Origin of the sequence: Roseofilum acuticapitatum BLCC-M154, from assembly GCF_030068475.1 — a bacterium.
GTDB classification, from domain to species: Bacteria; Cyanobacteriota; Cyanobacteriia; order Cyanobacteriales; family Desertifilaceae; genus Roseofilum; species Roseofilum acuticapitatum.
The window spans coordinates 1-24072 of record NZ_JAQOSP010000081.1 but is presented as its reverse complement, the minus strand read 5'-3'; the positions used below and the strand labels follow the sequence as shown (position 1 = coordinate 24072).

The following is a 24072-nucleotide window of genomic DNA, read 5'->3' as shown; positions in this document are numbered from 1 at the left end:
TTAACGATCCTATCAAAGATTAATGCGCTCTTATAGAAATGTAACATAGCCAAAGTAATGATAAAACAGGTGATGGTAAAGCGATTTTTTGGGGTGGTCTGTTTTTTGGTGTTGTATCTGGCGATCGCCCTAGGGGGTTGGATCTCGCCAGCCTATGCTCTGACCCAGGAACAGAAGCTCTACAATGAGGTCTGGCGGATTGTGAATCGGTCTTATTTGGATGAGACCTTTAATCATCAAAATTGGTGGTTCGTGCGCCAGAAGGCGCTGAAAAAGCCGCTCAGGACTCGTGAGGAGACCTACACGGCCATTGACCAAATGCTGAAGAGTTTGGACGATCCCTTTACCCGGTTTTTACCTCCAGAATCCTATCGCAGCTTGCAGGTGACGACTTCGGGAGAGTTGAGTGGCGTAGGTTTACAAATTGCTTTGGATGCTCAAACGGGTCTGTTAACGGTGATTGCACCGATCGCCGGATCGCCAGCAGAAGCTGCCGGACTTCAGCCCCGCGATCGCATCATGGCTATTGATGGCATTTCTACTCGCGAGTTAACCATAGAAGAGGCCGCTAACCGGATGCGCGGGCCCATAGGAACAGTCGTCACCTTAACCATTGAGAGCGATCGCCAAGAGCGGGAAACCGTGGAGATTACCCGCGACCATATTACCCTCAATCCGGTGATTGCTGATTTGCGCTCCATCGACTCCAAATCTGGCTCCATTCCCATTGGCTATATGCGCTTAACCCAGTTTAATGCCTATGCCTCCCAAGAACTCGGCCAGGCGATCGCCCGCTTAGAAGACCAAGGAGCCGCAGGCTATATCCTCGATTTACGCAATAATCCAGGTGGGTTATTAACCGCAGGCATTGAAATTGCTCGACAATGGATCGATCGCGGTACGATTGTTTATGTCGTTAACCGTCAAGGGGTTTTAGAGAGCTTTGAAGCGACTGGATCGGCCCTGACTAACGATCCGCTCGTGGTTTTGGTCAATCATGGAACCGCTAGTGCTAGTGAAATTTTGGCCGGGGCCCTCCAAGACAACGATCGCGCTCAATTATTAGGCGAAACAACCTTTGGGAAAGGACTCATTCAATCCTTGTTTGATTTATCCGATGGTTCTGGATTAGCCGTAACCATTGCCAAATACGAAACTCCAGACCATCATGATATTAATAAGTTGGGCATTGAACCCGATCGGGTTGTTCCCTTAGAGTCCATCTCCCGCAATCAAATCGCCACCGCTTCCGATCCCCAGTATCAAGCTGCTCTAGAAGTGCTGGCCCAACAAACCCACAGTTAAACTCTCCAAAGTGAGTCAATCGCGTCTACATCATCTCAACCATTTGGGTGCTTGTCCATGGATAAACAAACCCTTTTAGACTGTTATCGGGGAGGAGAACGGGATTTTCGCGGTCTGGATTTAGCTGGGATCGATCTCAGTTACACCGATTTAAGTGGTATTGATTTAAGTCAGAGTAATCTGGCCCGTGCCAACCTCTTTCATGTTAACTTTTCCCATGCTAATCTCAGCCACTCTAATCTGGCCCATGCCGATTTAAGCTGTGCCAATCTATTTTTATCCTTCCTCAGTGGCTCGAATTTGACTCTGGCGAACCTCAGTAGCGCCTATTTATTTAACATTAATTTGGCCCATGCTGATTTAAGTGGCGCAAATCTGATTTTTGCCAATTTAGTGCAAGCCGATTTGAACGGAGCTTGCTTACTTCAGGCTTCTTTAGCTCAGGCTAATTTAAGTGGAGCGAACTTAAGTGGGGCAGATTTAAGTCGAGCCAATGTCAGTGGAGCCAACTTAATTAAAGCCGACTTAAGCGAAGCCAACTTAAATCAGACCAACTTAGGACGCTGTAATGCTGCCTATGCTATTTTTCGTAGCACCAATTTGAATGATACGAATTTAACCGATACCCATTTGGTTCATGCGGAAGGTTTAGATCGATCGTTCAATGAGCCAGAAATTTCCCCCTATCAGTGGCAAGGCTTAGAATTTTTTTCTCAGGCTGAATTAGAAATTGCCCAAGCCCTACACCGAGAGAAAGTCTTATTTTATCCCCATGTGCGAACCATTTTAGATGGACAACTAGAGCATCATCCTTATTTTTTGGTCATTGATAGGGGTAAATGTGGCATCTTGCAAATCGAATCGGAATCCTGTTATCTCGATCTGAAGCGCGATCGCCTGTTACAGAAATATGGCATCATTCTCATTGACTCCTATGCCCTGGAGCAATGCCAAAAGAACCCCCAAAAAGTCGTCCAAGAATTTCTCAAGCGTCTGAGAACTCTAGATTAACGGTTTGGGTTTCCGTTGTAGTCACCTAGGTTCAGAGGTATGATGGACTTTTCAATCCGCTTTTTAATCAGAATTTAACCTATGAAACGCCGTAAACTCTTAGCCTATACCACCACAGGAGCAGCCACCACCTTAGCTCTGGCGGCTTGTAGCGCCCAAACCACCTTAACAGAGACGAGCAGCAGTCCCACCAGCAGCGCTCTCCCCAACATTCGATGGAAAATGGCCACCAGTTGGCCCACCTCCCTAGAAACCCTCTATGGGTCAGCTAAAATGGTGGCCGAAAAAGTCGAAGCCATCACTGATGGCCGGTTTATCATCGAAGTCTTTGCGGCTGGGGAAATTGTCCCCGGACTGCAAGTTTTAGATGCAGTGCAAGCAGGAACCGTCGAATGCGGCCATAGTGCTAGTTATTACTATATTGGTAAAAATTCTGCCCTAGTTTTTGGCACAACGGTTCCCTTTGGCCTCAATGCTCAACAGCAAAATGCCTGGCTCTACTACGGCGGTGGCTTAGAGATGATGAATAAGCTCTATGCCGATTTTAATGTGATTGCTTTTCCTGCGGGCAATAGTGGCGTACAAATGGGGGGCTGGTTTAAGCGTCAGGTGAATAGCGTTGCTGACTTAAATGGCCTGAAAATGAGAATTCCGGGCTTTGGGGGCAAAGTTTTAGCCAGTTTAGGGGTAAATGTGCAAGTCTTGCCCGGAGGTGAAATTTTCCTCGCTCTAGAGCGGGGGGCGATTGATGCAGCCGAATGGGTGGGCCCCTATGATGATGAAAAGTTAGGCTTGAATAAAGCGGCCCAATATTATTATTATCCCGGTTGGTGGGAACCCGGCTCTACGTTTGAGTTACAGGTAAATTTAAACCAGTGGAATCAGTTGCCGAAAGAATACCAGGATGCTCTCAAAAGTGCCACAGCCGATACTAATATTCATTGTTTAGCTCGCTATGATACCCTCAATCCGCAGGCATTGAAACGGCTTCGGGATGGAGGCACACAGTTACAGCCCTTCAGCCCAGAAATTTTAACGGCTTGTCGTACAGCAACTCAGGATTTATTGACCCAAGAGGCGAATAGTAATGCGGCTTTTAAGGAGATTTATGAGTCTTGGCAACAGTTCCAAGCGGATATTTTTGGTTGGCACGCTGTGAGTGAGTTGGCTTACTCTGGTTTTGCGATTAATCAGTCATAGGTTGTACTGTCCTATTCAGTCCGGTGAATGGGTGATATCAAGTCCGGTTTCCGCAAGCGGACATGAAAATTGGTTAAGAAGCGGGCAAGATGCCCGCACTCCTTCTTATCTCAAATCTATTTATTTACGCTACAGATCTCTGTAGGGGCGGGTTATACCCAAATCTTGTAGACTGACAACTATTTTTGTATTCATGTCCGCTTGCGGAAACCCGCCCTCCCTCACCATGTCTCTACAGTACACAGAAAAATGAGGTACAGCAGAAAAAGATCCCCCCTTGCCCCCCTTAAAAAGGGGGGAATAGGAAAGTCCCCCTTTTTAAGGGGGATTTAGGGGGATCGCAATGTACCCCATAGGAGCAAAAACTGCTGTATACTCCAAATTAATTGACCAATTCACCATCGCGGAAGCGTCCAGAGGTGCGTTGACCATTGGGAGTAATGAGAACACCTTGCCCATGGGGAATGCCACCGCGTAATTCTCCTTCGTATCTTGTGCCATCGGGAAAGATGCATTGAACTCTAGCATCCAGTGTTTGATTAAAAAAACGACCTTGGCAACGACTCCCATCTGGGCGAACGAGGATACCTTGACCTAAAATTTCACCCTGGAAAAATTCTCCTTGATAGCGACTGCCATCCGGGAAAATAAACACTCCTCGACCATTGGGGCGGCTGGTTTGTCTTGTGGGATTTCCAGGCACTGGAAAAACTTCAAAGCTACCTTGGTAAACTTCACCGGTAGAGAATACAATTTTACCGGGTCGATTGGCTGTACCGGTTAATGTGCCATTTTGAAAAACCCCTTCAAACCGGGTATCATCTGCTCGAATAAAAACCCCTTGACCGTGGGGTTGACCATTGAGAAAATTTCCTTCATAGCGGCTTCCTTCAAGGGAAATATAGGTTCCTTGACCGTTAGGCTGGCCATCGACAAAGTTCCCTTGATAGCGATCGCCATTGGGATAACTACATTTAACCACTCCATTAGCAATATCGGGTTGGCAAGTGGGAATTAACTCTTCATCCGTTCCTAGAGTGTCCCCTGACAGTTGTGCCTGAGCAGTAGGAGTCCCCGAACCACTCACTATCATTGCTCCCAAGAGAACCCATACTATTTTTCCTAGTTTGATTTTTAGGCTTTTCATTCGCTTACTCCTCACTGAATCCGCGCTATTCCCAATCCTCAAATTTTACCGTCAGTTGGTCGGCGGGTAATCCAAAAGTATCTACATACAGCCTTCTAACAAACCCTTCTTGGCCAGGAGTAAGCACTCCATTTGGGCCCCCTACAGAAGTTGTACCGACTAGAACTCCATCTTTGGTTTCAAACCGTAACGTTAACTGTTTAACTTGAACGGGTTCATCGCTATCATTTTTAACTTTCCCTAGAAGCGTAGACCCAGTTAACTTTAGCTCACTGACCTTAATCCCACGAATCGTTGTTTCTTCAGAACCTCCTCCAGGCGGAGTGGGGGCAGCAATTTCGGGTAAAGGAGCAGCACCAACTGCACGGGCCACTTCTTGCCCAAACTCTTCTAAAATTACCACCGGTTCAGCCGGAGCATAAACATTAATATCCTTCACATACACCGAACCGCCGCCAATATATTCCCCTACTCCTACATACTGACTGTCTTCACCAGGGGATTTAACAATCGCCTTAACCGTCTGTCCCACTTGTACCACAGCCGACACTTCCACCGCCCTAGCCGTATTCGGAGGGGGCGGCCCCGGATCAAAGGGCGCTTGAGCCACTACCGGTCGAAACCTCGGATTTATACCCAAATTCGGGGGCGGTTCCACTTGGGGCAGTTCGGGTATCGAGAGAGGGGCAATTTTAGGGATCGCTGGCACTCCCCGTCCAGGCCCTGAACCACCTCCCCCAGCAGCATTATTCGGGGGCGGTGGGGGCGTTGGCGGTGGGGGGGTAGCGACGACGATCTCTGGCACACCTCCTGCGGGCCCCCCTTCTCCCGTGCCAGAACCCCCAGTAACGATAATCCCCGGAGGATTAAAGGGGTCTTTTTTGCCAGTGGTATTGCCCACGGACTGAACGCGCTGTTCAGAATTGGTGGATTGTTCCAGAGCGGATTGAGGGGGAGGGGGTGCTGGAGGTTCTTCGGCTTGGGGTTCTTCTTCTGGAAAGACTTCTGCTGGGGCTTCCCCTTCTGTGGGGGTAGTTTGGGGGGCAGCCGCTACCGGTTCTGGTGGGGGCGCTTCGGCGGCAGGGTCTTCTCCTCCCCCACCAAATAAACCACAACTGGATAAGCCTAGAGTGAGGACACTCAGGAATAGGAGTAAGAAGGATGGACGCATGGAAAACCCCCACGATTTAGCACGGTTAGCTGGCGATTTGAGTTACTGGGTTAATGGTACTGCCATTTTAAGCTGATTGTTAGGGAACGACCAGAATTAAAGATCCCCCCTGACCCCCCTTAAAAAAGGGGGGGAATCAAGAAAGTCCCCCTTTCTAAGGGGGATTTAGGGGGATCGGGGCTTCAGATCTCGGTGGTCATTACTTTTTTCAACCGTTCTAGACCTTTTTTCACCTGGCGAGAGACGGTAACGGCGCTAATTCCCATCCGTTCGGCGGTTTCTTTTTGGGTGAGGTCGTAGAGAAAGACGAATTCTAGGACTTTGCGGGTGCGGTCTTCTAAGTTCACTAGGGCTTGTTGCAGGCGAATTTGGTCTTCCATGGCTAACTGGAAACTGCGATAGCGATGGTCGGGAACCAGTTCGCCTAAGCTGGTGGCTTGTTCGCCTTCGTCGCTGACGGGTGCATCTAGACTGAGGAGGGAGCGGTTTTTAGAGGCGAGTTTGACTTCTTGCCATTCTTCTACGGATAGGCCCATGGCTTGGGCGATTTCGGTGTCTTTGGGATAGCGGTTGAGTTGGACTTGTAAATCGCGAATCAGGGTTTCGGCTTGGCGCTGCATGGTGAGCCACCGTCGGGGAATACGGACGGTGTTGCTGCGATCGCGTAAATAATGTTGAATTTCGCCGCGAATGTAGGGAATGGCGAAGGAACTAAAAGCATGACCTTTACCCGGCTCAAACCGTTCAATGGCACGAATCAGACCAATACAGCCAACTTGCAGTAAATCATCATATCCTTCACTGCATTGGTGCATCCAGTGATGGGCTTCTTTCCTGACTAAACCCATATTCGATTTGACAATTTTGTTCCGCAATTCTAGGGAAGGGTTATGTTGATAAGCGGAGAGCAAATCAATATTTTCATGTTTAAGATTTTGGGAAGCTGAAGTTGTCATAATCTCAGTTGGGGTTGGGTAGATTGGTTCAAGGTTGAAAAATAAGGGGTAAGGTCATCGAAAAATACAATTAATATACCACTATATTTCTATTCTAAAGATTTTGATCATTTAGGCTATGATTTCAGCAGCGATCGGACTGTGTTCTTTATCACAGTTTCTAGCGTAAGGATTATTCGCGATCGCTTGCACCCTGTTTTGGCTCTGGGAATTGAAGGGAATAAGCTGTAGCCCTTAGTTTTTTGGTTTTCCCATCTCTAGCCTATCAAGAATCTTTACCTGAAGGCAAGTTAATTTCTCTGAAGAGCAACATAAAGAAACATATTGTATACTTCGTAAAAGTCCTTACTCCTATGCTATGACTGGTTCTGCCGTCGATCGCCCCCACATTACTGCTATTCTCGCCATGAGCGCCGATGGTAAAATCTCAGACGTGGGTCGGTCTCCGGCTCGGTTTGGCTCGGCGATTGATAAATCCCATCTAGAGCAACAAATTGCTAAAGTCGATGCGGTTCTATTTGGTGCGGGGACTCTTCGCGCTTACGGAACCACCCTAAGTATTAGTGACTCCCAACTCCTACGCCAACGCCAGCAACAGCACTATCAGCCCCAACCCGTACAAATTGTAGTCTCCCAAACGGGTTATCTAGAGGCCTCCTGTCGCTTTTTTCAACAACCGGTTCCCCGATGGCTCCTCACAACCCCAGAGGGAGCCATGCCCTGGGAAAATGAACGGGAGTTAATACCCAAATTTGACCGCATTCTCACGGCTCCTACCCATGAAGGGGGCTTTTATTGGAGTGGGATTTTTGTCCAATTTGCCCAACTGAAGATTAAGCGCTTGGCTTTATTGGGAGGAGGGGCGCTAGTGGCGAGTTTACTGGCTGGAGATTGGATTGATGAATTATGGCTAACGGTATGTCCAGTGCTTTTAGGTGGCGCAACTGCCCCTACTCCAGTAGATGGATTAGGCTTAAGTCTACCCAAATCTTTAACGCTACTCTCCGCTCACCCCGTAGGGCAAGAGGTGTTTTTACACTATCGGTTAGGGTAGGTGATGGGGGGATGGGGGGATGGGGGAATGGGGGAATGGGGAGGAATAACCCATTCATTGTTAATTGTTAATTGTTAATTGTTCATTGTTAATTAATTTATGGGTCATTCAATTCGTTGGATTTCACAAATTTCTGAAGTGCCTCAACCAGAGTGGGATGCTCTGGCGCAACCGTTGAAAACTCCTTTTTTAGAGTGGGAATGGTTGCACAATATGGAGGCTTCTGGGAGTGCTACAGCGCAAGCGGGTTGGCAACCTTGTCATTTAACGGTGTGGCGTGAGGAGACTCTAGTGGCGGCGGCTCCTTTGTATGTTAAGGGTCATAGTTATGGTGAGTTTGTCTTCGATCATCAATGGGCGGATTTGGCTTATCGTCTGGGCATAGAATATTATCCGAAACTGTTGGGGATGAGTCCATTTACGCCTGCATTGGGCTATCGGTTTTTGGTGGATCTGGCTGAGGATGAGGAGAGGATAACAGAACTGATGGTAGCGGCGATCGATCAATTTTGCGATCGCCATAATATTTCTGGCTGCAATTTCCTCTATGTTGACCCCAAATGGCGGCCGATGATCCAAAAATACGGTTTTTCCGCTTGGTTGCACCATAGCAGCATCTGGCATAATCAAGGCTTCCAGACGTTTGATGATTATTTGGGTATGTTTAATGCCAATCAACGGCGCAATATTAAGCGGGAGCGCAAAGCGGTTGAGAAAGCGCAATTAACGATGAAAGTCCATACGGGAGAAGAGATTAGCCATCATCTGCTCGCGGATATGTACCAATTTTATAGCCATCACTGCGATCAATTTGGCTGGTGGGGGAGCAAATATTTAACCAAAGCATTTTTTGAGCGCTTGTATGATGATTATCGCCATCGCCTGGTTTTGAGTGCTGCTTATCGAGAGGGAGATGAGCGTAAACCGGTGGGGATGTCCTTTTGTGTGACGAAAGGGGATCAACTTTATGGACGCTATTGGGGCAGTTTTGAAGATTTTGATTGTCTGCACTTTAATGCTTGTTACTATACGCCCATTGAGTGGGCGATCGCCAACGGAATTCAACGCTTCGATCCCGGTGCTGGAGGCAGACACAAGAAGCGGCGAGGCTTTCCAGCGACTCCCCACCATAGCTTACACCGCTTTTACAATCAGCGCTTAATGCAGATTATGAAAACCCATATCGATCAAATTAATGAGGCGGAGCAATTACAAATTGATGCGATTAATCAAGAGCTGCCCTTTAATCAGAATCAAGAATGGGTTCAAAATCCTTATTAAGGGGTTTCATGCAGTCATGGGTCGGGAATCAGTAAAATCATGCAGTATTTTAAGATCGTTCAGTTATTTTGGACAACATCCATCGCGGCTGAGTTGGAATATCGCCTCAATTTTGCGATCGCCACTTTAACCAGTCTCGGTAATCTCGTGGGCGGAATTTTTGGGCTATTCCTATTTTACCGAACCGGCTACACTTTTGACGGTTGGTCATGGGAAAAAGCTTTATTAGTCATGGGATTTTTTACCCTGTTGCAAGGCATCTCCAATGCCTTTCTTGCCCCTAATCTCAATCGCATTGTTAACCAAGTGGAAGAAGGAACCCTAGATTTTGTGTTGCTCAAACCCATTAGCAGTCAATTTTGGCTTTCTACCCGGATGATGTCCCCCTGGGGATTACCCGATGTGGCTTTAGGTTTCGGGGTGATTCTCTATGCGGGTAATCGCCTCAATTTGGGCCTATCTGACTTTATTTTCGGTTTATTTCCCCTGTTTTTCGGGATTGTGATTCTGTATAGTCTCTGGTTTCTCTTGGGTACAACTAGCGTCTGGTTTGTCAAAATTTATAATATAACCGAAGTCCTAAGAGCGTTTTTAGATGCGGGACGCTATCCGATCATCGCCTATCCTGTAGCTTACCGGGTTTTCTTTACTTTTGTCATTCCCGTTACTTTTTTGACTACAGTTCCCGCCCAAGCCCTGTTAGGGGAAATCAAGATGGTTGGGTTACTGGGTTCTTTGGTACTGGCGATCGCTCTTTTAATTTTCTCTCATGCCTTCTGGAAATTTGCCCTACGCTACTATACCAGTGCCTCTAGTTAATCCATTACAGCGCTTTGCGCTGTAGTGGGGGAATGGGGGAATGGGGGGAGCAAACAATAGACTTGGTAGAAGCTCTGAGCTGTTCTAGATATCGTTAAAAACCATCATTAATGTATCTCATAGCAGAGGAAACTGCTGTAAACATTAAAAATTATTCGGGTGGTGATAGCATGAATCTGTTGTCTATTTACAAGCATCGCCTTAATTTATGTTCTCATTTTCTGGCAAACGTCCCACAAATCTAGGGGTTAAAGATGGCAAACTCGCCCCCTGTCCATCCTCCCCCAATTGTGTTTGTAGCCAATGTTCAACCACCGATACTCAACATTATATTCAGCCTTTCTCTTATGCTGGCACTCCCTCAGAAGCGATCGATAAACTAAAATCTATTATCCAAGGAATGCCCCGAACCGCCATTATTACTGAATCAGAGAATTATCTTTATGCTGAGTTTACTAGCCAACTCATGGGCTATGTAGATGATGTAGAATTTTATGTCGATCAGACGGCGAAAGCCATCCAGGTGCGCTCTGCTTCCCGGTTAGGGCAATCGGATTTAGGAGTCAACCGCAAACGCATTGAAGAAATCCGCAGCTTGTTTAATTAAAGCACTACTGCCGTGACAACTCTAAAATGGTGGGTTACGGCGGATTGAGAGATTGCTATCACAGTCTAGGTTTTAGCCGCCTAACCCACCCTACACTAATGCCTTATTTTAGAGCGGTCACGACCCTACTGGACTGTTTTATCTAAAATAGTGCAATAGGTTTTCTGGAGTGCGAGCATCTTGCTCGCTGCCTTCCTCTAGCGAGCAAGATGTTTGTCCTGTGGACACGCTACACACTACGCACTCCTAAAGTAATGAGGAATAGGGATGAGTCACCAGTTACAGCGCTTCCTATTCCCCAACTGTGAAGCCTTCATGAAGCCTTCATTAGATCTCTCAGGAAAATCACCGTGATTTTATGCACCCCCCTGGCAAATAGCAACAAAATTTAACATAAACCCCCAAAAATGTAAAATTTTGTAAAGTTGGCATAAAAACCGCCCTCAAAAACTGAGAACCCTATAGAGGTGTCATGCAGCACCTCGATATTAGAGGTTCTCTCATGAATGGGGAAAGCATGTCAGACTGGGCAGAGTTCGACAAAATTTTAAGAGAATTGGCGATCGCCGCCAAACAGCAGCCCCCCAAAAGTCTGCACCGAAAGCACCTTTTGGAAAAACTGATCGGGATTCTGATCGGCTCCAACCGGCTGGTAAAAGCCAGTCGGAATCAATTCAGAAACCACTATGCAGAGATTGATATAGAAGCAAAACAGCAACTATTTTATCATCTGTGCCACCGAATCGATGATTACGATCCCGACAGAGGTGAAGTCTTACAATGGGCGAACTTTCTCCTAGAAAGACGGTTTTTCATAGAAGCCTCTCGTTGGGTGTTGCAAAGCGTTCCCAGGGGGGTGAAAAGACTTAGCCTTGATGACTTAGAAAAACAGTTCAATCAGCCCGAAAATCCGGTCACCTTAGAACAAATCTATCCAGAACGAATGCCCTTGCTCTCGGAACAGGTGATTGCCTGGATTCGGGCCGATCCCGATGGAGTCTTTAAGCAAACCCATATAGCAGGTAAACCGGCTGCTAATTTCCAGTTTCTTGCCCTCAGAGTCATTGAGGGTTATTCCTGGCAGGAAACAGCCGATCGATTGGGCATTTCTCTAGCAACGCTCAATCGGTTTTATCACCGGTGTTTAGATCGGTTTTCTGCCCTCATTAAACACTATATCTTGACCCACACTCTCCCTAACTCGAACGATGATGAAAATTAATCCTAAAATGGCAATCCCCTTAACCTTGACTGCCCATGAGCAGGCAGCCAAATGTGCCCACACTCAAGCCGATCCTCGTAAGGGCAAACAGATCTATCTGAATACCTTAGCGATTCAGGCGGTGAAAAGTTATTTAGAATGGTTGGATCTCGATCCCGATTGGGAAGCCTCCAACAGTAGCAAGCCCATTTTCCAATCCCTATCGGATAGTGCAGACTTGTTCATTGAGGGTAAGGGTCGGGTAGAATGCCGTCCGGTTTTGCCGGGAGAATCTAGGTGTATTATTCCACCACAAACTTGGGGCGATCGCCTGGCTTATATTGCGGTTCAACTCAATGCAGACCTCACGGAAGCTACTCTTCTGGGATATCTACCCCATGTTTATCGCTCAGAAGTCCCCTTAACTGAATTTCATGCTCTCGATACCCTCTTGGAAAACTTGCATCCGGTGAGACTTACCCAATGGTTAGACAACATTGTTGAATCCGGTTGGCAAACCTGGAGTGAATTTTGGTCAACTTTTCAACCCCAGTTCGCTTTTAGAAGCCCTAGCTCTACTGCTGCGGAGCCTACCCTGTGCGAACGGGGAAAAAAGCTCCAATTCGACCCCAACGGGGAGCCAATTGGATTATTTATCGGGATTCATCCGATGGTGAATGAAGAGTTTGATATTTCTGTTCAAGTTTATCCCCTAGGGAGCCAATCCCATTTACCCCCAGACCTAGAATTGGCAATTTTAGACGATCGCGATGAGGTGGTGATGCAAGCTTCTTCTCGAAGTACAAAATCCATACAACTCGATTTTAGTGCCGAAACGGGCGATCGCTTTGCGGTCAAAGTTGTCCTTGGCGATATCAGTCTAACAGAATGGTTTATGATCTAAAGCGAGCGCTAAATCCTGGTAATGAGTAATCAGTAATGGCAGGTTGTAAGCCTTAAAAAGCTAGACTTTAAGGGAAAATAAGGTTTATTCGTTACTCATTACTCATTACTCCTTTATGGGATCTATGACTGAAGACACCGCTTGTATCATTGAAACTTGGGATTTGAGTAAGGTTTACCGGACGGGGTTTTGGTTAAACCAGAAGATTGAATCCCTGAAATCTTGCTCTTTGAGGGTGTATCCGGGAGAAACCTTTGGTTTACTCGGGCCCAATGGTGCAGGAAAGACGACGCTCCTGAAGACGTTACTGGGAATTGTGCGCCCGACTTCTGGACGGGGGGTTCTGTTGGGTCGTCCTTTGGGCGATCGCCACATTAAGCAACAAATTGGCTATTTACCCGAAAATGCCTATTACTACGATTATCTCACCGGCTGGGAGTTCTTGCAGTTTACGGCTGGCTTATTCCAAATTCCCACAACGGTCACTCGTACCCGCATTCCCGAACTTTTGGAGCAGGTGGGATTAGATATCAAAACGGCTAAAAATAAACAATTGCGCCAATATTCCAAGGGAATGAAACAGCGCATTGGCTTTGCCCAAGCTTTGATTAACGATCCGGAGGTGGTCTTTCTGGATGAACCCATGTCCGGGTTAGATCCCATTGGGCGCTATCAGATCCGTGAGATTATTCTATCCCTGAAGCAGGCGGGAAAAACTCTGTTTTTTAACTCCCATATTTTGTCGGATGTGGAACAAGTGTGCGATCGCATCGCCATTTTATCCCAAGGGGATCTCATTTGTTGTGGTTCCTTAGATGAGTTATTAGGTCGAGTGCAATCCTACCAAGCGCGAGGTAAAGGTGGCACATTAGACGTGATTAAGCGCTGGATTCCCAATCTCACTTTCGATCGCGGCTGTTGGGTGGGTGAAGTTCAAGGGAATCCCTATGATTTTATCGCCAGTTTGCGGCTCATGGATGCTGAACTTCTGGAGTTAAAGTTAGCCCGTCAGTCCTTAGAGGAGTTTTTCCAGTCTAAGATTGAGGGTTTATCGAATATACAGACTTAATCTAGGAACAGAGCGCCTAAATCCTTAAACTGAAAGCGTAAATGGGCCGGAATTCCCTTAGTATGATTAAACTCGGTATGAGTGAGAATGGTATCTTTCCAGGTAACATCCTGGACATTAGAGCCAGTAAAATCCGCTTCCCGTAAATTGGCATCACTTAAATCAGCTCGGTAAAGATTGGCTTTAGAAAGATTGGCCCGACAGAGGAGCGCCTCACTTAAAAAGGCTCGCTCTAGATCCGCTTGAAATAACTCGGCTGAGGTTAAATTGGCCTGATTTAAGAAGGCTTGAGTTAAATCGACTCCTACTAGGTTAGCTTGGGAAAAATCTACTTGATTTAAGAAAGCGCCCATTAAATTACTCTGAAATAAATTAGCATGGGATAAATTCGCCTGAGTAAAAAAAGATTGACTTAAATGGGTGCGTCGTAAAATACCATAACTCAAATTTGCCCGTCTGAGATTGGCTTGATTGACGAATGCGCCACTCAGATTGGCATGACTTAAATTAGAGTCACTTAAATTAATCCCACTCAGAAAACTATGGCGAAGAATTGCCCCAGTTAAATCGGCTTTGCACAAAAATGCCCCATTTAAATTAACTTTTTCTAAATGGGTTCCGCTCCAATTAATGCCATTGAAATTTCCTTCTTTCAATATTGCTCCTCTGAGATCCGGTATAATTTCAGGATGGCTTTTGCGCCAAGTATTCCAAGCGTCTATTCCTTGATGAAGTAAATCTAAATGTTCTTGATTGGCCATAACAGGGATGACTAAGGAGCTAATGAGTAGATGAATTTTCCTGCTGGTGAATTTCCTTCGGATCGTGAGAAAGTGGGGTTGTATAGGAACCTAAAGGCTTGCCAGATGAGAAGTCTTTATCTTAAATGAGAGGAGGTTGGCCTTGAAGCTAACCGCTCAAGGATGGGGTTTATGGGCCCCGAATGTAAGATTTGATTGTTTGTCCTGTTGCCGATCGCCTAGGGAGGGTCTGTGACCAATTGTCCTGTTTGTGGTACAGATTATATTGAAGGAACCACGAAACTCTGTAAAACCTGTGGTTGGGATTTAACTCCAGAGTCTATTCCCGATCAAGTCCTACAAGTCTTGCTGCAACGAGAGCGTTTGCGCTTGGCCTGGGCCAAAGGGGTTTGGGCCAGGGCGAGGGAATTGGCCTCGCGGGTGAGGTTACAATCGAAACTGGGGGAATTGCAGTCTCAGTTAGAGTTGGCGACTCAAGAGCGATCGCTCCTCCAAAGTCAACTGTCTCAAGTATATTCGCAAATCGAGGGAATTAGTCCAGCCCAACTCCAGGCCTTGTTTGTGAATCAAGGGGATGGGGGAGAAACGCTGTTAGAATTGCAACAAACCCAAGCTCGCCTCCAACAGGAACTGAGCCAAACTCAGGAGTTACTAGAGTTAGCCCAAGCGCAAATGGGTTCCGATGGCTTAGATTTAATCATTGATGCCCTACAGGATGAATCCCTGGCTGTTAAGCGAGTGGCCTATTTATTACTCCAACGCAGTGCTTCACTTAAGGCTCAGGAAGCTCTAGAAGCCTTCAAACTAGAGAGTTATCAACTGTTTTCCTGTGTGTATACCGGTGAACATGATGGCCCGGTGCGGGCGATCGCCGTTTCTCCAGATGGCCAATGGGTGGTCAGTGGCAGCAATGACCAAACGATTAAAATTTGGCAGGGGGAAACGGGGGAACTGTACCGTACTCTCACGGGCCATAGTGGTTCAGTCTTGTCTGTGGCGATTTCTTCTGATGGAGAAATTTTAGCCAGTGGCAGTAGCGACCACTCGATTAAGGTGTGGAATGCAAAAACGGGTGAGTTAATGAGTACCTTAGCTGGGTATTCTGGAGAAGTGTGGACGGTAGCCATTAGTCCCGATCATCAGATTGTGGCCGGAGGAAGTGAGGATAAAACGATTAAGCTGTGGAATTGGAAAACGGGAGAGTTAACCAGTACCTTAGCTGGCTATGCGGGAGGCGTGCGCTCGATCGCCATGAGTCGTCAAGGGGATAAAATTAGCGGGGCGAGTAACGATCAGAGTATTAAGGTGTGGAATTTAGACCGCAAAGAGTTACTCTATACTTTAACTGGCCATAGCGATCGCGTGCGTTCTGTAGCCATGAGTCCGGATGGTCAACGGTTAGCCAGTGGCAGTAGTGACCAAACCATCCGTCTATGGAATTTGCAAACTGGAGAAGTTGAGCAAGTGCTTTCGGAACATACAGCGGCCGTTACTTCGGTGATGATTACAGCCGATAATAAGATTCTTGCTAGTGCTAGTGATGACGGTACGGTGAAATTATGGGATTTACAGACCGGCAATTTATTACAAACTTTTACGGATCATCTCAATTATGTGGTTGGGGTAGCCATCAGTGCTAAGGGTGACACCATGGCCACGGGCAGTTTCGATCATACGGTGAAAATTTGGCGGGTGGTGGCTTAAAACAAGGGAACATTGACGATTGAAATTAGGAAATAATGATAATGATTAATCAAAAGGAGCGTGGTTCAAGAAAAATCTGGGCAATGCTGTTAGGTTTTGGCATGATTTTAAGTCCTCAATTGGCTTGGGGACAAGGATTAGAAGCGTTGTTTCGCCAAGCGGAGGAAGCGCGGAAGGAGGGAGATTATCAAGGAGCTGAGGAAATTTGGCGACAGGTAATCGAGCAAGATCCGAATAATGCTCCGGCTTATTTGGGGTTGGGGAATCGTTTGCGCGATCAGAATAAATTGGAAGAGGCGATCGCTGCTTATGAGAGGGCGATCGCCATCGATCCCAATTATGCTTTTGGTTATGTGGGGTTGGGGAATGCTCTGCGAGAAAATAATCAGTTGGAAGCGGCTAAAGTTCAGTATGAACAAGCGATTGAGCTGAATCCGAATTTGCCAGGGGTGTATTGGAATTTGGGTAATGTGTTGGCGGATTTGGGTAATGTGGAGGAGGCGATCGCCCAATTTCGGATTGCCCTGAAGCTGAAGCCGGATTCTGTGCCGGTTTATAATGATTTGGGCGATGTGCTGCTGAGGTTGGGCAATGTGGAGGAGGCGATCGCCACTTATAATGAGGCGATCGAACTGGGATCGCAGTTTGTTTCGAGTTATGTGGGTTTGGGGAATGCTCTGAGAGAAAATAATCAGTTGGATCGGGCGATCGAAGCGTATAAAAGTGCTATTCAGTTAGATGCTTTTGATGCCTCTAGCTATTTTGGCTTGGGTGATATTTATTATCAACAAAAAGATTGGCCGCAAGCGGTGGAGGTTTACCAAGCGGGGGTGAGACTCGAAGAAGATGACCGGGTGTATACGGCTTTGGGCTATGCTTGGCAACAGTTGGGGAAATGGGAAGAGGCGATCGCCGCTTACACCAGTGCCATTAATCAAAATCCGAATGGGGTGCTGGCCCACTACAATCTCCTCGAATCCCAACGCTTATTGGCTCTAGAAGATGCCCCGAATGCTTCAGATGACAAAAATGAGGTGAATTCAGAAGAGGCTGAAACGGCTTCTCCTTTAGCCCCCATTGCTCGCATTATTACCCCGATTCCCAATGGGGTGAATATTGGAACCGGTTGGCTGGTGGAACGGACAGAAGATCGGGCGTTGGTTATCACCTGTCGGGAGGCGATCGCCTATGCTTCTTCTTTGGAAAATGATCGGATTCAGGTCGAGTTTTTTCAACCCTCAGAAACAGGCATTTTACCCCGCTATAGTGCCAAACTGATGCATATTACCCCAGAAGATGCAGCCACAAATTTAGTGGTTTTACAAGTGACGGGACTTCCGGAAACCATTCAACCGTTGGAGATGAATCCGGAATTGGCCGATGGAGAAGTAGACTTAATTGGCCATCCTTTTAATGCTAACCCTTGGCAAACCGTGAGCGGCAATGTAGATGCTGATGCTCAACCGGTTAAAATTACTGCTAATTTAGCCCAAGGATATGCAGGTAGCCCCATTCTTAATGAAGACCGACAGGTAATTGCCATGTTAGGTCATGTGGGAGCTATTGGCACAGAAACCGAGACTCCTTTTACTCCAGCTATGACAGAAACGGGAGTGGTTTATCCTATGGAATTAATTCAGGAACAATTGGAAGCTTGGGGGGTTTGGGAAAATGAGTAATTTCAATGAACAATTAACAATTATATAGTCTCCAATCACAGGCAATAACCGCGATCGCCAACTGGATATGAACTATTGGCCAGAGAATGAGGTATAGAATAATAAAACAAGAGCCATTAATTCTCAAATGACAGAACGAACCATTCAATTAAACATTCCCTTTGATTCCTTAGTCAATGCGATTACCGCCCTGGACATTGAAGAAAAAGTTTAACTTTCCATTCCCCCATCCCCCCATCCCCCCATCACAGCGCTTCGCGCTGTATATCTCATTCGCCAGTCACCTGGGAATTCTGCGTAAACTTTCTCGTTCAGGATAAGTTTTTGCTATAATGATTTCAGCCCAGAGCAATATTCTGACAATTCTCTATGCAGTCCACTAAATTACTAGAAATTGAACGTACTATCAGGGATTTGTCATTAGAAGAGCAACAATGGCTGCTTGAGCGTCTGACCCAACAAGTGCAATCTCAGACGCAAAAGAATAGAAAGTTTTCTGATAAAGCGATGCTTAAACAGCAACTGGAGATCATGGCCTATGACCCAGAAATTCAAGAAGAGCTTGCAGCTATTGATCGCGAATTTAATGGAATTGAATTGGATGGTTTAACCCAAAGATGACCATTCATAGAGGGGAGATTTATTTTGTTAATCTCAACCCAGTACAAGGGAAAGAACAAGCGGGAAAGAGACCTGTTTTAGTGCTTTCTGTAGACGATATTAACCAACTCCCTTTAGTGGTAACTGTAATTGTAGGGACAAAGGGAGAAAATATTACTCGTGACTTCCCAACTAATGTCAGAGTATCTCCAGAAGAGAGTGGACTTCGGTTAGAAACTGTTTTTCTGTGTTTTCAAATTCGTTCTCTCGATCGCGATCGCTTTCCAGAACAACCGACAGGTCGTTTATCCTATGCAAAAATGCTGGAAGTTGAAGAGACGGTTCGCTACTGTCTGGGTTTATAAGTTTACCCTTCGATCGCCAGCCTCAACCTGTGCTAGAGTAGCGAAAAATGCAACAGCACAAGCGTTATGGAAACCACCCTTGATCGCTCTCTTCTATCGGATCTCTACGATCGCGATTATTCCCTGTGGTTGGCAACGACATCACAGTTATTGCGGAATCGCCAACTCGATCGTATCGATCTAGAGCATCTGGCAGAAGAACTGGAAGATATGGGGAAAAGTGAGAAACGGGCGATCGAGAGTAACCTGGAAATCCTCCTAATGCACTTACTCAAGTACCAATATCAACCGGAAAAACAGACGAATAGCTGGCGCTACACGATTTACGAACATCGAAAACGACTCAAGAAAGCGTTTAAAGATAGCCCTAGTTTACGCGGATATTTTGAGCAAGTGTTTGACTCCTGTTACACAGAAGCGCGAACCATGGCAGCTCTAGAAACGGGAATGAACAGGGATGATTTTCCAGAGGTGTGTCCCTTTTCCATCGCCGAAACCTTAGATAGCGACTATTGGCCAGAGAATGAGGTATAGATTTGATTAATAGTCATCGGTTACTGGTGGATGTTCACCTAATTCAACCCACATTTCTCGCTTCGCGGACTAATGCTGGACGATTCATCTGTAATGTAGCGATCGCCGCTCTACCGACTTCAGTTAAATCTATCATTTCTGTCCCATCTGGACTCCAGGTAATATCAAGTCCGGTTTCCGCAAGCGGACATGAAAATTTGTTAAGAAGCGGGCAAGATGCCCGCACTCCTCGAATTCTTTGATATGACTGGAGTGGGAGCATCTTGCTCCCTGGATTTCTAATTAGGGTATTTCCGCTTCGCGGACATGAATAGTTGGTTTCAACCCGAACCAAGTGGAAGCAGTGGTAAGAGGACAGTCGGTTTCAATCCCTAATAGGGATTTATGTTGGTTTCAACTTAAGGGTACTGATTCGTTGAGTAGACCCAACGCGTTTCAATCCCTAATAGGGATTTATGTTGGTTTCAACATTATTATTCGCTTATGCACTTCTGCATTCTCTTCAGTTTCAATCCCTAATAGGGATTTATGTTGGTTTCAACAATAGCTCGATCTTGACAATTGAATAACACCGTAAGTTTCAATCCCTAATAGGGATTTATGTTGGTTTCAACGGGAAAGAAGAGACTCCAGAATACGCAAACTCTGAGTTTCAATCCCTAATAGGGATTTATGTTGGTTTCAACCGCATTCTACTTCAATAGAACCCAACCAACTAAGGATGATATTGTTTCAATCCCTAATAGGGATTTATGTTGGTTTCAACCGGGGTTTCCAAAGTCGTGGAATAACAGCTTTCTTCCACTGGAGTTTCAATCCCTAATAGGGATTTATGTTGGTTTCAACGCGGAACATTATTAGGCGAAGATTGCCTAATTTGAGTTTCAATCCCTAATAGGGATTTATGTTGGTTTCAACATTTTATGAAGTTATGCGCGATCCTTCAGAATTTGTGTTTCAATCCCTAATAGGGATTTATGTTGGTTTCAACAGTAGATACAGTTACCTGCTTGCCCATTGTCTCGATGTTTCAATCCCTAATAGGGATTTATGTTGGTTTCAACGGCGTTCTCGTTTTCCGTTTAATCTTTTCCCTGCCGAACAGTTTCAATCCCTAATAGGGATTTATGTTGGTTTCAACCATCTGAAGAGTTTGCAACACTCATTTATGTGTGTTTCAATCCCTAATAGGGATTTATGTTGGTTTCAACTAAGGATGAGAACGATCCGCAACAGACCGGATATGTTTCAATCCCTAATAGGGATTTATGTTGGTTTCAACCTGATCCAAGCATTGCTAATCCAAGCCCTGATCCTAGTTCACGTTTCAATCCCTAATAGGGATTTATGTTGGTTTCAACTTGCAAGTGCAGTAGGAATCGGCCTGTTAACACAAAGCCAGTTTCAATCCCTAATAGGGATTTATGTTGGTTTCAACCACGATATTCTAAACCATTGGGGGTGATCCACCAGTTTCAATCCCTAATAGGGATTTATGTTGGTTTCAACTCAATCCCTAATAGGGATTTATGTTGGTTTCAACTGCTGGCTCCTGAGACCCTTACTATATTTAGTTTTCAAGGTACATTTCCGACGCACACCCCTAATCATACATCACTCACCGTAAAAAAGCAAGTCCAAATCGGTGAAACCCTTACCCCGTATAGTCCGACGCTACCTTTAAAATTAAAATCGCTGTAAGCCACACTGGGCAAGCCATACAGCCATTTTAGACTCAAGGGCAATTTCCACACCCCCCCAGCGTCGGATTTTAGCCAAAAAAGATAGAGCCGTTTTCCCTGCTGGGGGGTCTTATTACTGAGCAGAGCTATGGGTTTCAAAATCACTCGCCGAGTGCCGCTCGTGCAATTGCTCCTCCTCCGGCCCCCAAGTCCGGTTGACCCTGCGTCCCCGTTGCACGGCTGGACGGGAGGCCATTTCCTCCGCCCACCGGAGCAGATGGGTATAAGACTGGGCCTCTAGAAACTCCCCTGCATCATACAGCTTGCCCAAGACCAACGCCCCATACCAGGGCCAGATGGCCATGTCGGCAATCGTATATTGCTCACCACAGATATATTGCTTATCCCCTAACTGCCGGTCGAGGACATCGAGCTGGCGCTTCGTCTCCATCGTAAACCGGTCAATGCAGTATTTAATCTTAGTGGGGGCATAACTATAAAAATGGCCAAACCCACCGCCAACATAGGGCGCTGAACCCACCTGCCAAAACAGCCAAGAGAGGCATTCTGTGCGCTCAAGAGGTTCAGGGGGGAGGAATGCCCCAAATTTTTCCGCCAGATAGAGCAGGATAGAGCCAGATTCAAAGATGGGAGTTTCGGGAGTGGTGCTGCGGTCAATCAGAGCGGGAATTTTAGAATTGGGATTAAGGGCCACAAACCCACTACCAAACTGATCTCCCTCATTAATTTTAATCGGGTAAGCATCATACTCGGCTCCAGCAATCCCCAGAGCCAACAATTCTTCTAGAAGAATCGTCACTTTTTGACCATTGGGAGTCCCTAGGGAATAGAGCTGGAGGGGATGATTGCCTACGGGTAATTCTTGCTCATGGGTAGCACCGGCAACGGGACGATTGATTTTTGACCAGGTTCCTCCGTTGTCGGCATCCGGTTGCCAGACTTGGGGAGGGGTGTAGGATGAGGGTTCGTTCATAGGTTGATGATCGAGATCGTTGTTTAAGTTCTCAATTCTTTCTCTAGTGCTTGTTGCACTTGAAAGATAGTTGTAGTCCAATCTCCCGGTTGGGTTTGGCGAAATAGGCGGACGGTGGGATACCAGGGACTGTCTACCCGCAGGATCATCCACCGCCAATCACAGCTAAAATGTAACAGTATCCAGGTAGGTTTGCCTAATGTGGCCGATAAATGGGCGATCGCCGTATCCACAGTAATCACCAAATCCAATTGGCGGACGATCTGCGCCGTATCTAGAAAATCCTCGCACTCTTGCGGGAACGGTTGCATAGGAATTTGCCCCAGTTCCTGAGAAAGATCACCTCCAGAGACTTCTTTTTGCAGGCTATAAAATTCTACCTTGTGGCCATGCAACAGAGGCAGTAACTCAGAAAACCGACAGGAGCGCAGATCATTATTGGGATGTTCCCGGTTACCTTGCCAAGCTAACCCCACTTTCAGTTTACCCGGTGTTTCTGGCAGCCTCAGAGCTTCAGGTAGATCGGGCAAGGGGAAGGGAAGGGGCGCAGGAAGGTTAGCTAATGAGGTTTTGCTCAGGTGGGGCAAGCTCATTAAGGAGGCATGTTCAGCAAAAGGGGGTAGCGTCTCTTCCCTAGTAACGATTTGCTCCACATAGGGCAAAGTGGCAAAGAGACGCTTCAGGGGTGGGCGACATTCAAGGATAATTTTAGCTCCCTGTTGCTTCACCCAGGGAAGATAACGGATCATTTGGATCATGTCCCCTAAGCCTTGTTCGCTATAGAGCATCAAGGTTTTTCCCTCTAGAGCTTCCCCATTCCAAGAGGGTTGAGTCAGGTTACCCGTGCTGAATTCTTCGGTTTTCCAGCGCCATTCATATTCTGTAAAGCCTTGTTCGAGAAAACCGAGACTCAGCAGGGCAAACGCGAGTCCGGTATGGGCTTTGGGTTCTTCGGGGTTGAGTTTGAGGCATTTCTGATAGGCAAGGGTAGCTTCGGCGATATGACCTTGTTGGATCAGGGCATGGCCGAGAGTATAATAGGCTTCGGTATAGTTGGGGTTTGCTCGTAGGGCACGCTGATAATAGGCGATCGCCTCTTGACGACGCTTGAGATTAATTCCGGTTACTTTTTCTTGCTCTTGTAGGGTGTTGCCCAGATTGAGCAGCGCTTGGGCAAAATTCGGATTGAGATTAAGAGCTTGTTGGTAATAGCTAACCGCTTGATCGAAGTCCTGTTCAGTCTTATAGAGATTACCGAGATTATACAAGCTTTCGACTTGATGGGGGTCAATGGCGATCGCCTGCAAATAAGCCCGTTTAGACTCTTCAATCTGATGCTGTTGATGGTAGAGTAACCCCAGATTACTGTAAGCTCCAGCATGACTCGGTTGTAGCTCTAAGAGAACCTGATAACAGGCGATCGCCTCTTCTCTACGTTGACTGGCACTCAAAGCATTACCCAAATTAAACCGCGCTTCAATAAAATCCGGTTTCAGGGCGATCGCTTTTTGGTAACAGGCGATCGCCTCTTCTAGCTTTCCCTGTCCCCGCGCCACGATCCCCAATAAACACAACACATTCGTATTCTCTGGTTCCTGCCGCAAAATCTGCACATAAACCTGTTCTGCTTGGGCATATTGTCCCTGTTGGTGATAAGCCAATCCTTGTTTTAATAATTCGTCAGTAGACATGAGCGTTTTAAACCATTTTCAGGGAGCATGAAACCGAGCTTTCTCACTCAAAGGGGGATGTCAGTGCGATCGCCCTTACCTCACCCTAAAGCGTATCTGGATCGATGCCCAACTCCTGAAGTTTCGCCAAAGCTTGATTCAGTTTTGCTTGCGCCTCATCCCGTTCTGCTTGTGCTTGCTCTTGTGCCAGTAGAGCGGCTTCCGGTTCCCTAAACTCTGTCCCATCGGGATAGAACACCGATAACCCATCCTCAAATAACTCAAACCGAATCTGTAACAGAGGCGATGTCCAAGGCAAATATAATGCTGTCACTAAGGTACACACTTCACCTGGATT

Annotated in this window: 21 protein-coding genes, 1 pseudogene and 1 CRISPR repeat array; of the genes and pseudogenes, 15 read left to right on the top strand and 7 right to left on the bottom strand. The window is 46.5% G+C overall.

What is annotated here, in order from left to right; genetic code table 11:
- Positions 1-72: 72 nt before the first annotated feature.
- The 3 genes from ctpA to PMG71_RS11790 all read left to right on the top strand — a co-directional run bounded on the left by ctpA (position 73) and on the right by PMG71_RS11790 (position 3516).
- The gene (ctpA, locus tag PMG71_RS11800; protein ID WP_283753887.1) at positions 73-1305 is read left to right on the top strand and encodes a carboxyl-terminal processing protease CtpA; all 1233 of its coding nucleotides are present in this window, start codon (positions 73-75) and stop codon (positions 1303-1305) included.
- 57 nt (positions 1306-1362) lie between these two features.
- A complete protein-coding gene (locus PMG71_RS11795) occupies positions 1363-2316 on the top strand; it encodes a pentapeptide repeat-containing protein (RefSeq protein ID WP_283753886.1) in 954 nt (317 codons plus the stop codon).
- A gap of 81 nt (positions 2317-2397) precedes the next feature.
- Complete coding sequence (locus PMG71_RS11790) at positions 2398-3516, top strand: TRAP transporter substrate-binding protein (protein WP_283753885.1); 1119 nt, start codon at positions 2398-2400, stop codon at positions 3514-3516.
- Between the two features lie 382 nt (positions 3517-3898).
- Here PMG71_RS11790 and PMG71_RS11785 read toward each other — a convergent pair whose 3' ends face one another.
- The 3 genes from PMG71_RS11785 to PMG71_RS11775 all read right to left on the bottom strand — a co-directional run bounded on the left by PMG71_RS11785 (position 3899) and on the right by PMG71_RS11775 (position 6790).
- The gene (locus PMG71_RS11785; protein WP_283753884.1) at positions 3899-4663 is read right to left on the bottom strand and encodes an MORN repeat-containing protein; all 765 of its coding nucleotides are present in this window, start codon (positions 4661-4663) and stop codon (positions 3899-3901) included.
- Between the two features lie 25 nt (positions 4664-4688).
- Entirely contained in the window at positions 4689-5834 is a 1146-nt protein-coding gene (locus PMG71_RS11780) for a hypothetical protein (RefSeq protein ID WP_283753883.1), read from the bottom strand.
- Positions 5835-6016: 182 nt separating this feature from the next.
- Positions 6017-6790 carry an RNA polymerase sigma factor SigF gene (locus tag PMG71_RS11775; protein ID WP_283753882.1) on the bottom strand — a complete coding sequence of 258 codons (774 nt, stop codon included), beginning with the start codon at positions 6788-6790 and terminating at the stop codon, positions 6017-6019.
- 358 nt (positions 6791-7148) lie between these two features.
- Between PMG71_RS11775 and PMG71_RS11770 the strand changes: the two genes are divergently transcribed.
- The 7 genes from PMG71_RS11770 (at position 7149) to PMG71_RS11740 (ending at position 13725) form a co-directional block, all read left to right on the top strand.
- Positions 7149-7844, top strand: a complete 696-nt coding sequence (locus PMG71_RS11770) for a RibD family protein (RefSeq protein ID WP_283753881.1) — start codon at positions 7149-7151, stop codon at positions 7842-7844.
- 99 nt (positions 7845-7943) lie between these two features.
- Positions 7944-9125, top strand: a complete 1182-nt coding sequence (locus PMG71_RS11765) for a GNAT family N-acetyltransferase (RefSeq protein WP_283753880.1) — start codon at positions 7944-7946, stop codon at positions 9123-9125.
- A gap of 36 nt (positions 9126-9161) precedes the next feature.
- Positions 9162-9944, top strand: coding sequence for an ABC transporter permease (locus tag PMG71_RS11760; protein ID WP_347179260.1), 783 nt, complete (start codon positions 9162-9164; stop codon positions 9942-9944).
- Positions 9945-10152: 208 nt separating this feature from the next.
- A complete protein-coding gene (locus PMG71_RS11755; protein WP_283753878.1) occupies positions 10153-10551 on the top strand; it encodes a DUF1499 domain-containing protein in 399 nt (132 codons plus the stop codon).
- Between the two features lie 517 nt (positions 10552-11068).
- Positions 11069-11773: an RNA polymerase sigma factor gene (locus PMG71_RS11750; RefSeq protein ID WP_283753877.1), complete on the top strand. Its 705-nt coding sequence runs from the start codon at positions 11069-11071 to the stop codon at positions 11771-11773.
- Entirely contained in the window at positions 11760-12656 is an 897-nt protein-coding gene (locus tag PMG71_RS11745) for a DUF1822 family protein (protein ID WP_283753876.1), read from the top strand. Before PMG71_RS11750 ends, PMG71_RS11745 begins: the two co-directional genes overlap by 14 nt.
- 124 nt (positions 12657-12780) lie before the next feature.
- On the top strand, positions 12781-13725 hold the full coding sequence (locus PMG71_RS11740) for an ABC transporter ATP-binding protein (RefSeq protein ID WP_283753875.1): 945 nt from the start codon (positions 12781-12783) through the stop codon (positions 13723-13725).
- Here the strand turns inward: PMG71_RS11740 and PMG71_RS11735 are convergent.
- The gene (locus PMG71_RS11735; RefSeq protein WP_283753874.1) at positions 13722-14486 is read right to left on the bottom strand and encodes a pentapeptide repeat-containing protein; all 765 of its coding nucleotides are present in this window, start codon (positions 14484-14486) and stop codon (positions 13722-13724) included. The two genes, PMG71_RS11740 and PMG71_RS11735, sit on opposite strands and share 4 nt — an antisense overlap.
- A gap of 231 nt (positions 14487-14717) precedes the next feature.
- Between PMG71_RS11735 and PMG71_RS11730 the strand changes: the two genes are divergently transcribed.
- From PMG71_RS11730 to PMG71_RS11710, 5 genes are all read left to right on the top strand, one after another.
- Positions 14718-16190: a WD40 repeat domain-containing protein gene (locus tag PMG71_RS11730; protein ID WP_283753873.1), complete on the top strand. Its 1473-nt coding sequence runs from the start codon at positions 14718-14720 to the stop codon at positions 16188-16190.
- A gap of 41 nt (positions 16191-16231) precedes the next feature.
- Positions 16232-17869 (top strand): serine protease, encoded by a 1638-nt coding sequence (locus PMG71_RS11725; protein WP_283753872.1) that lies wholly within the window; start codon positions 16232-16234, stop codon positions 17867-17869.
- Between the two features lie 369 nt (positions 17870-18238).
- Positions 18239-18490 carry a hypothetical protein gene (locus PMG71_RS11720; protein WP_283753871.1) on the top strand — a complete coding sequence of 84 codons (252 nt, stop codon included), beginning with the start codon at positions 18239-18241 and terminating at the stop codon, positions 18488-18490.
- The gene (locus PMG71_RS11715; protein WP_283753870.1) at positions 18487-18834 is read left to right on the top strand and encodes a type II toxin-antitoxin system PemK/MazF family toxin; all 348 of its coding nucleotides are present in this window, start codon (positions 18487-18489) and stop codon (positions 18832-18834) included. The genes PMG71_RS11720 and PMG71_RS11715 overlap by 4 nt, the downstream gene beginning before the upstream one ends.
- Positions 18835-18900: 66 nt before the next feature.
- Complete coding sequence (locus PMG71_RS11710; RefSeq protein WP_283753869.1) at positions 18901-19368, top strand: DUF29 domain-containing protein; 468 nt, start codon at positions 18901-18903, stop codon at positions 19366-19368.
- A 361-nt stretch (positions 19369-19729) separates the two neighbouring features.
- A CRISPR array of direct repeats spans positions 19730-20911; the repeat unit is 37 nt; unit sequence GTTTCAATCCCTAATAGGGATTTATGTTGGTTTCAAC.
- Between the two features lie 272 nt (positions 20912-21183).
- On the opposite strand, the gene yghU is transcribed toward PMG71_RS11710, so the two are convergent.
- The 3 genes and pseudogenes from yghU to PMG71_RS11695 all read right to left on the bottom strand — a co-directional run.
- Positions 21184-22044 carry a glutathione-dependent disulfide-bond oxidoreductase gene (gene yghU / locus PMG71_RS11705; RefSeq protein ID WP_283753868.1) on the bottom strand — a complete coding sequence of 287 codons (861 nt, stop codon included), beginning with the start codon at positions 22042-22044 and terminating at the stop codon, positions 21184-21186.
- A gap of 23 nt (positions 22045-22067) precedes the next feature.
- Positions 22068-23735, bottom strand: coding sequence for a tetratricopeptide repeat protein (locus tag PMG71_RS11700; RefSeq protein ID WP_283753867.1), 1668 nt, complete (start codon positions 23733-23735; stop codon positions 22068-22070).
- Between the two features lie 85 nt (positions 23736-23820).
- A pseudogene (locus PMG71_RS11695) lies at positions 23821-24072 on the bottom strand (Uma2 family endonuclease); the annotation flags it as partial.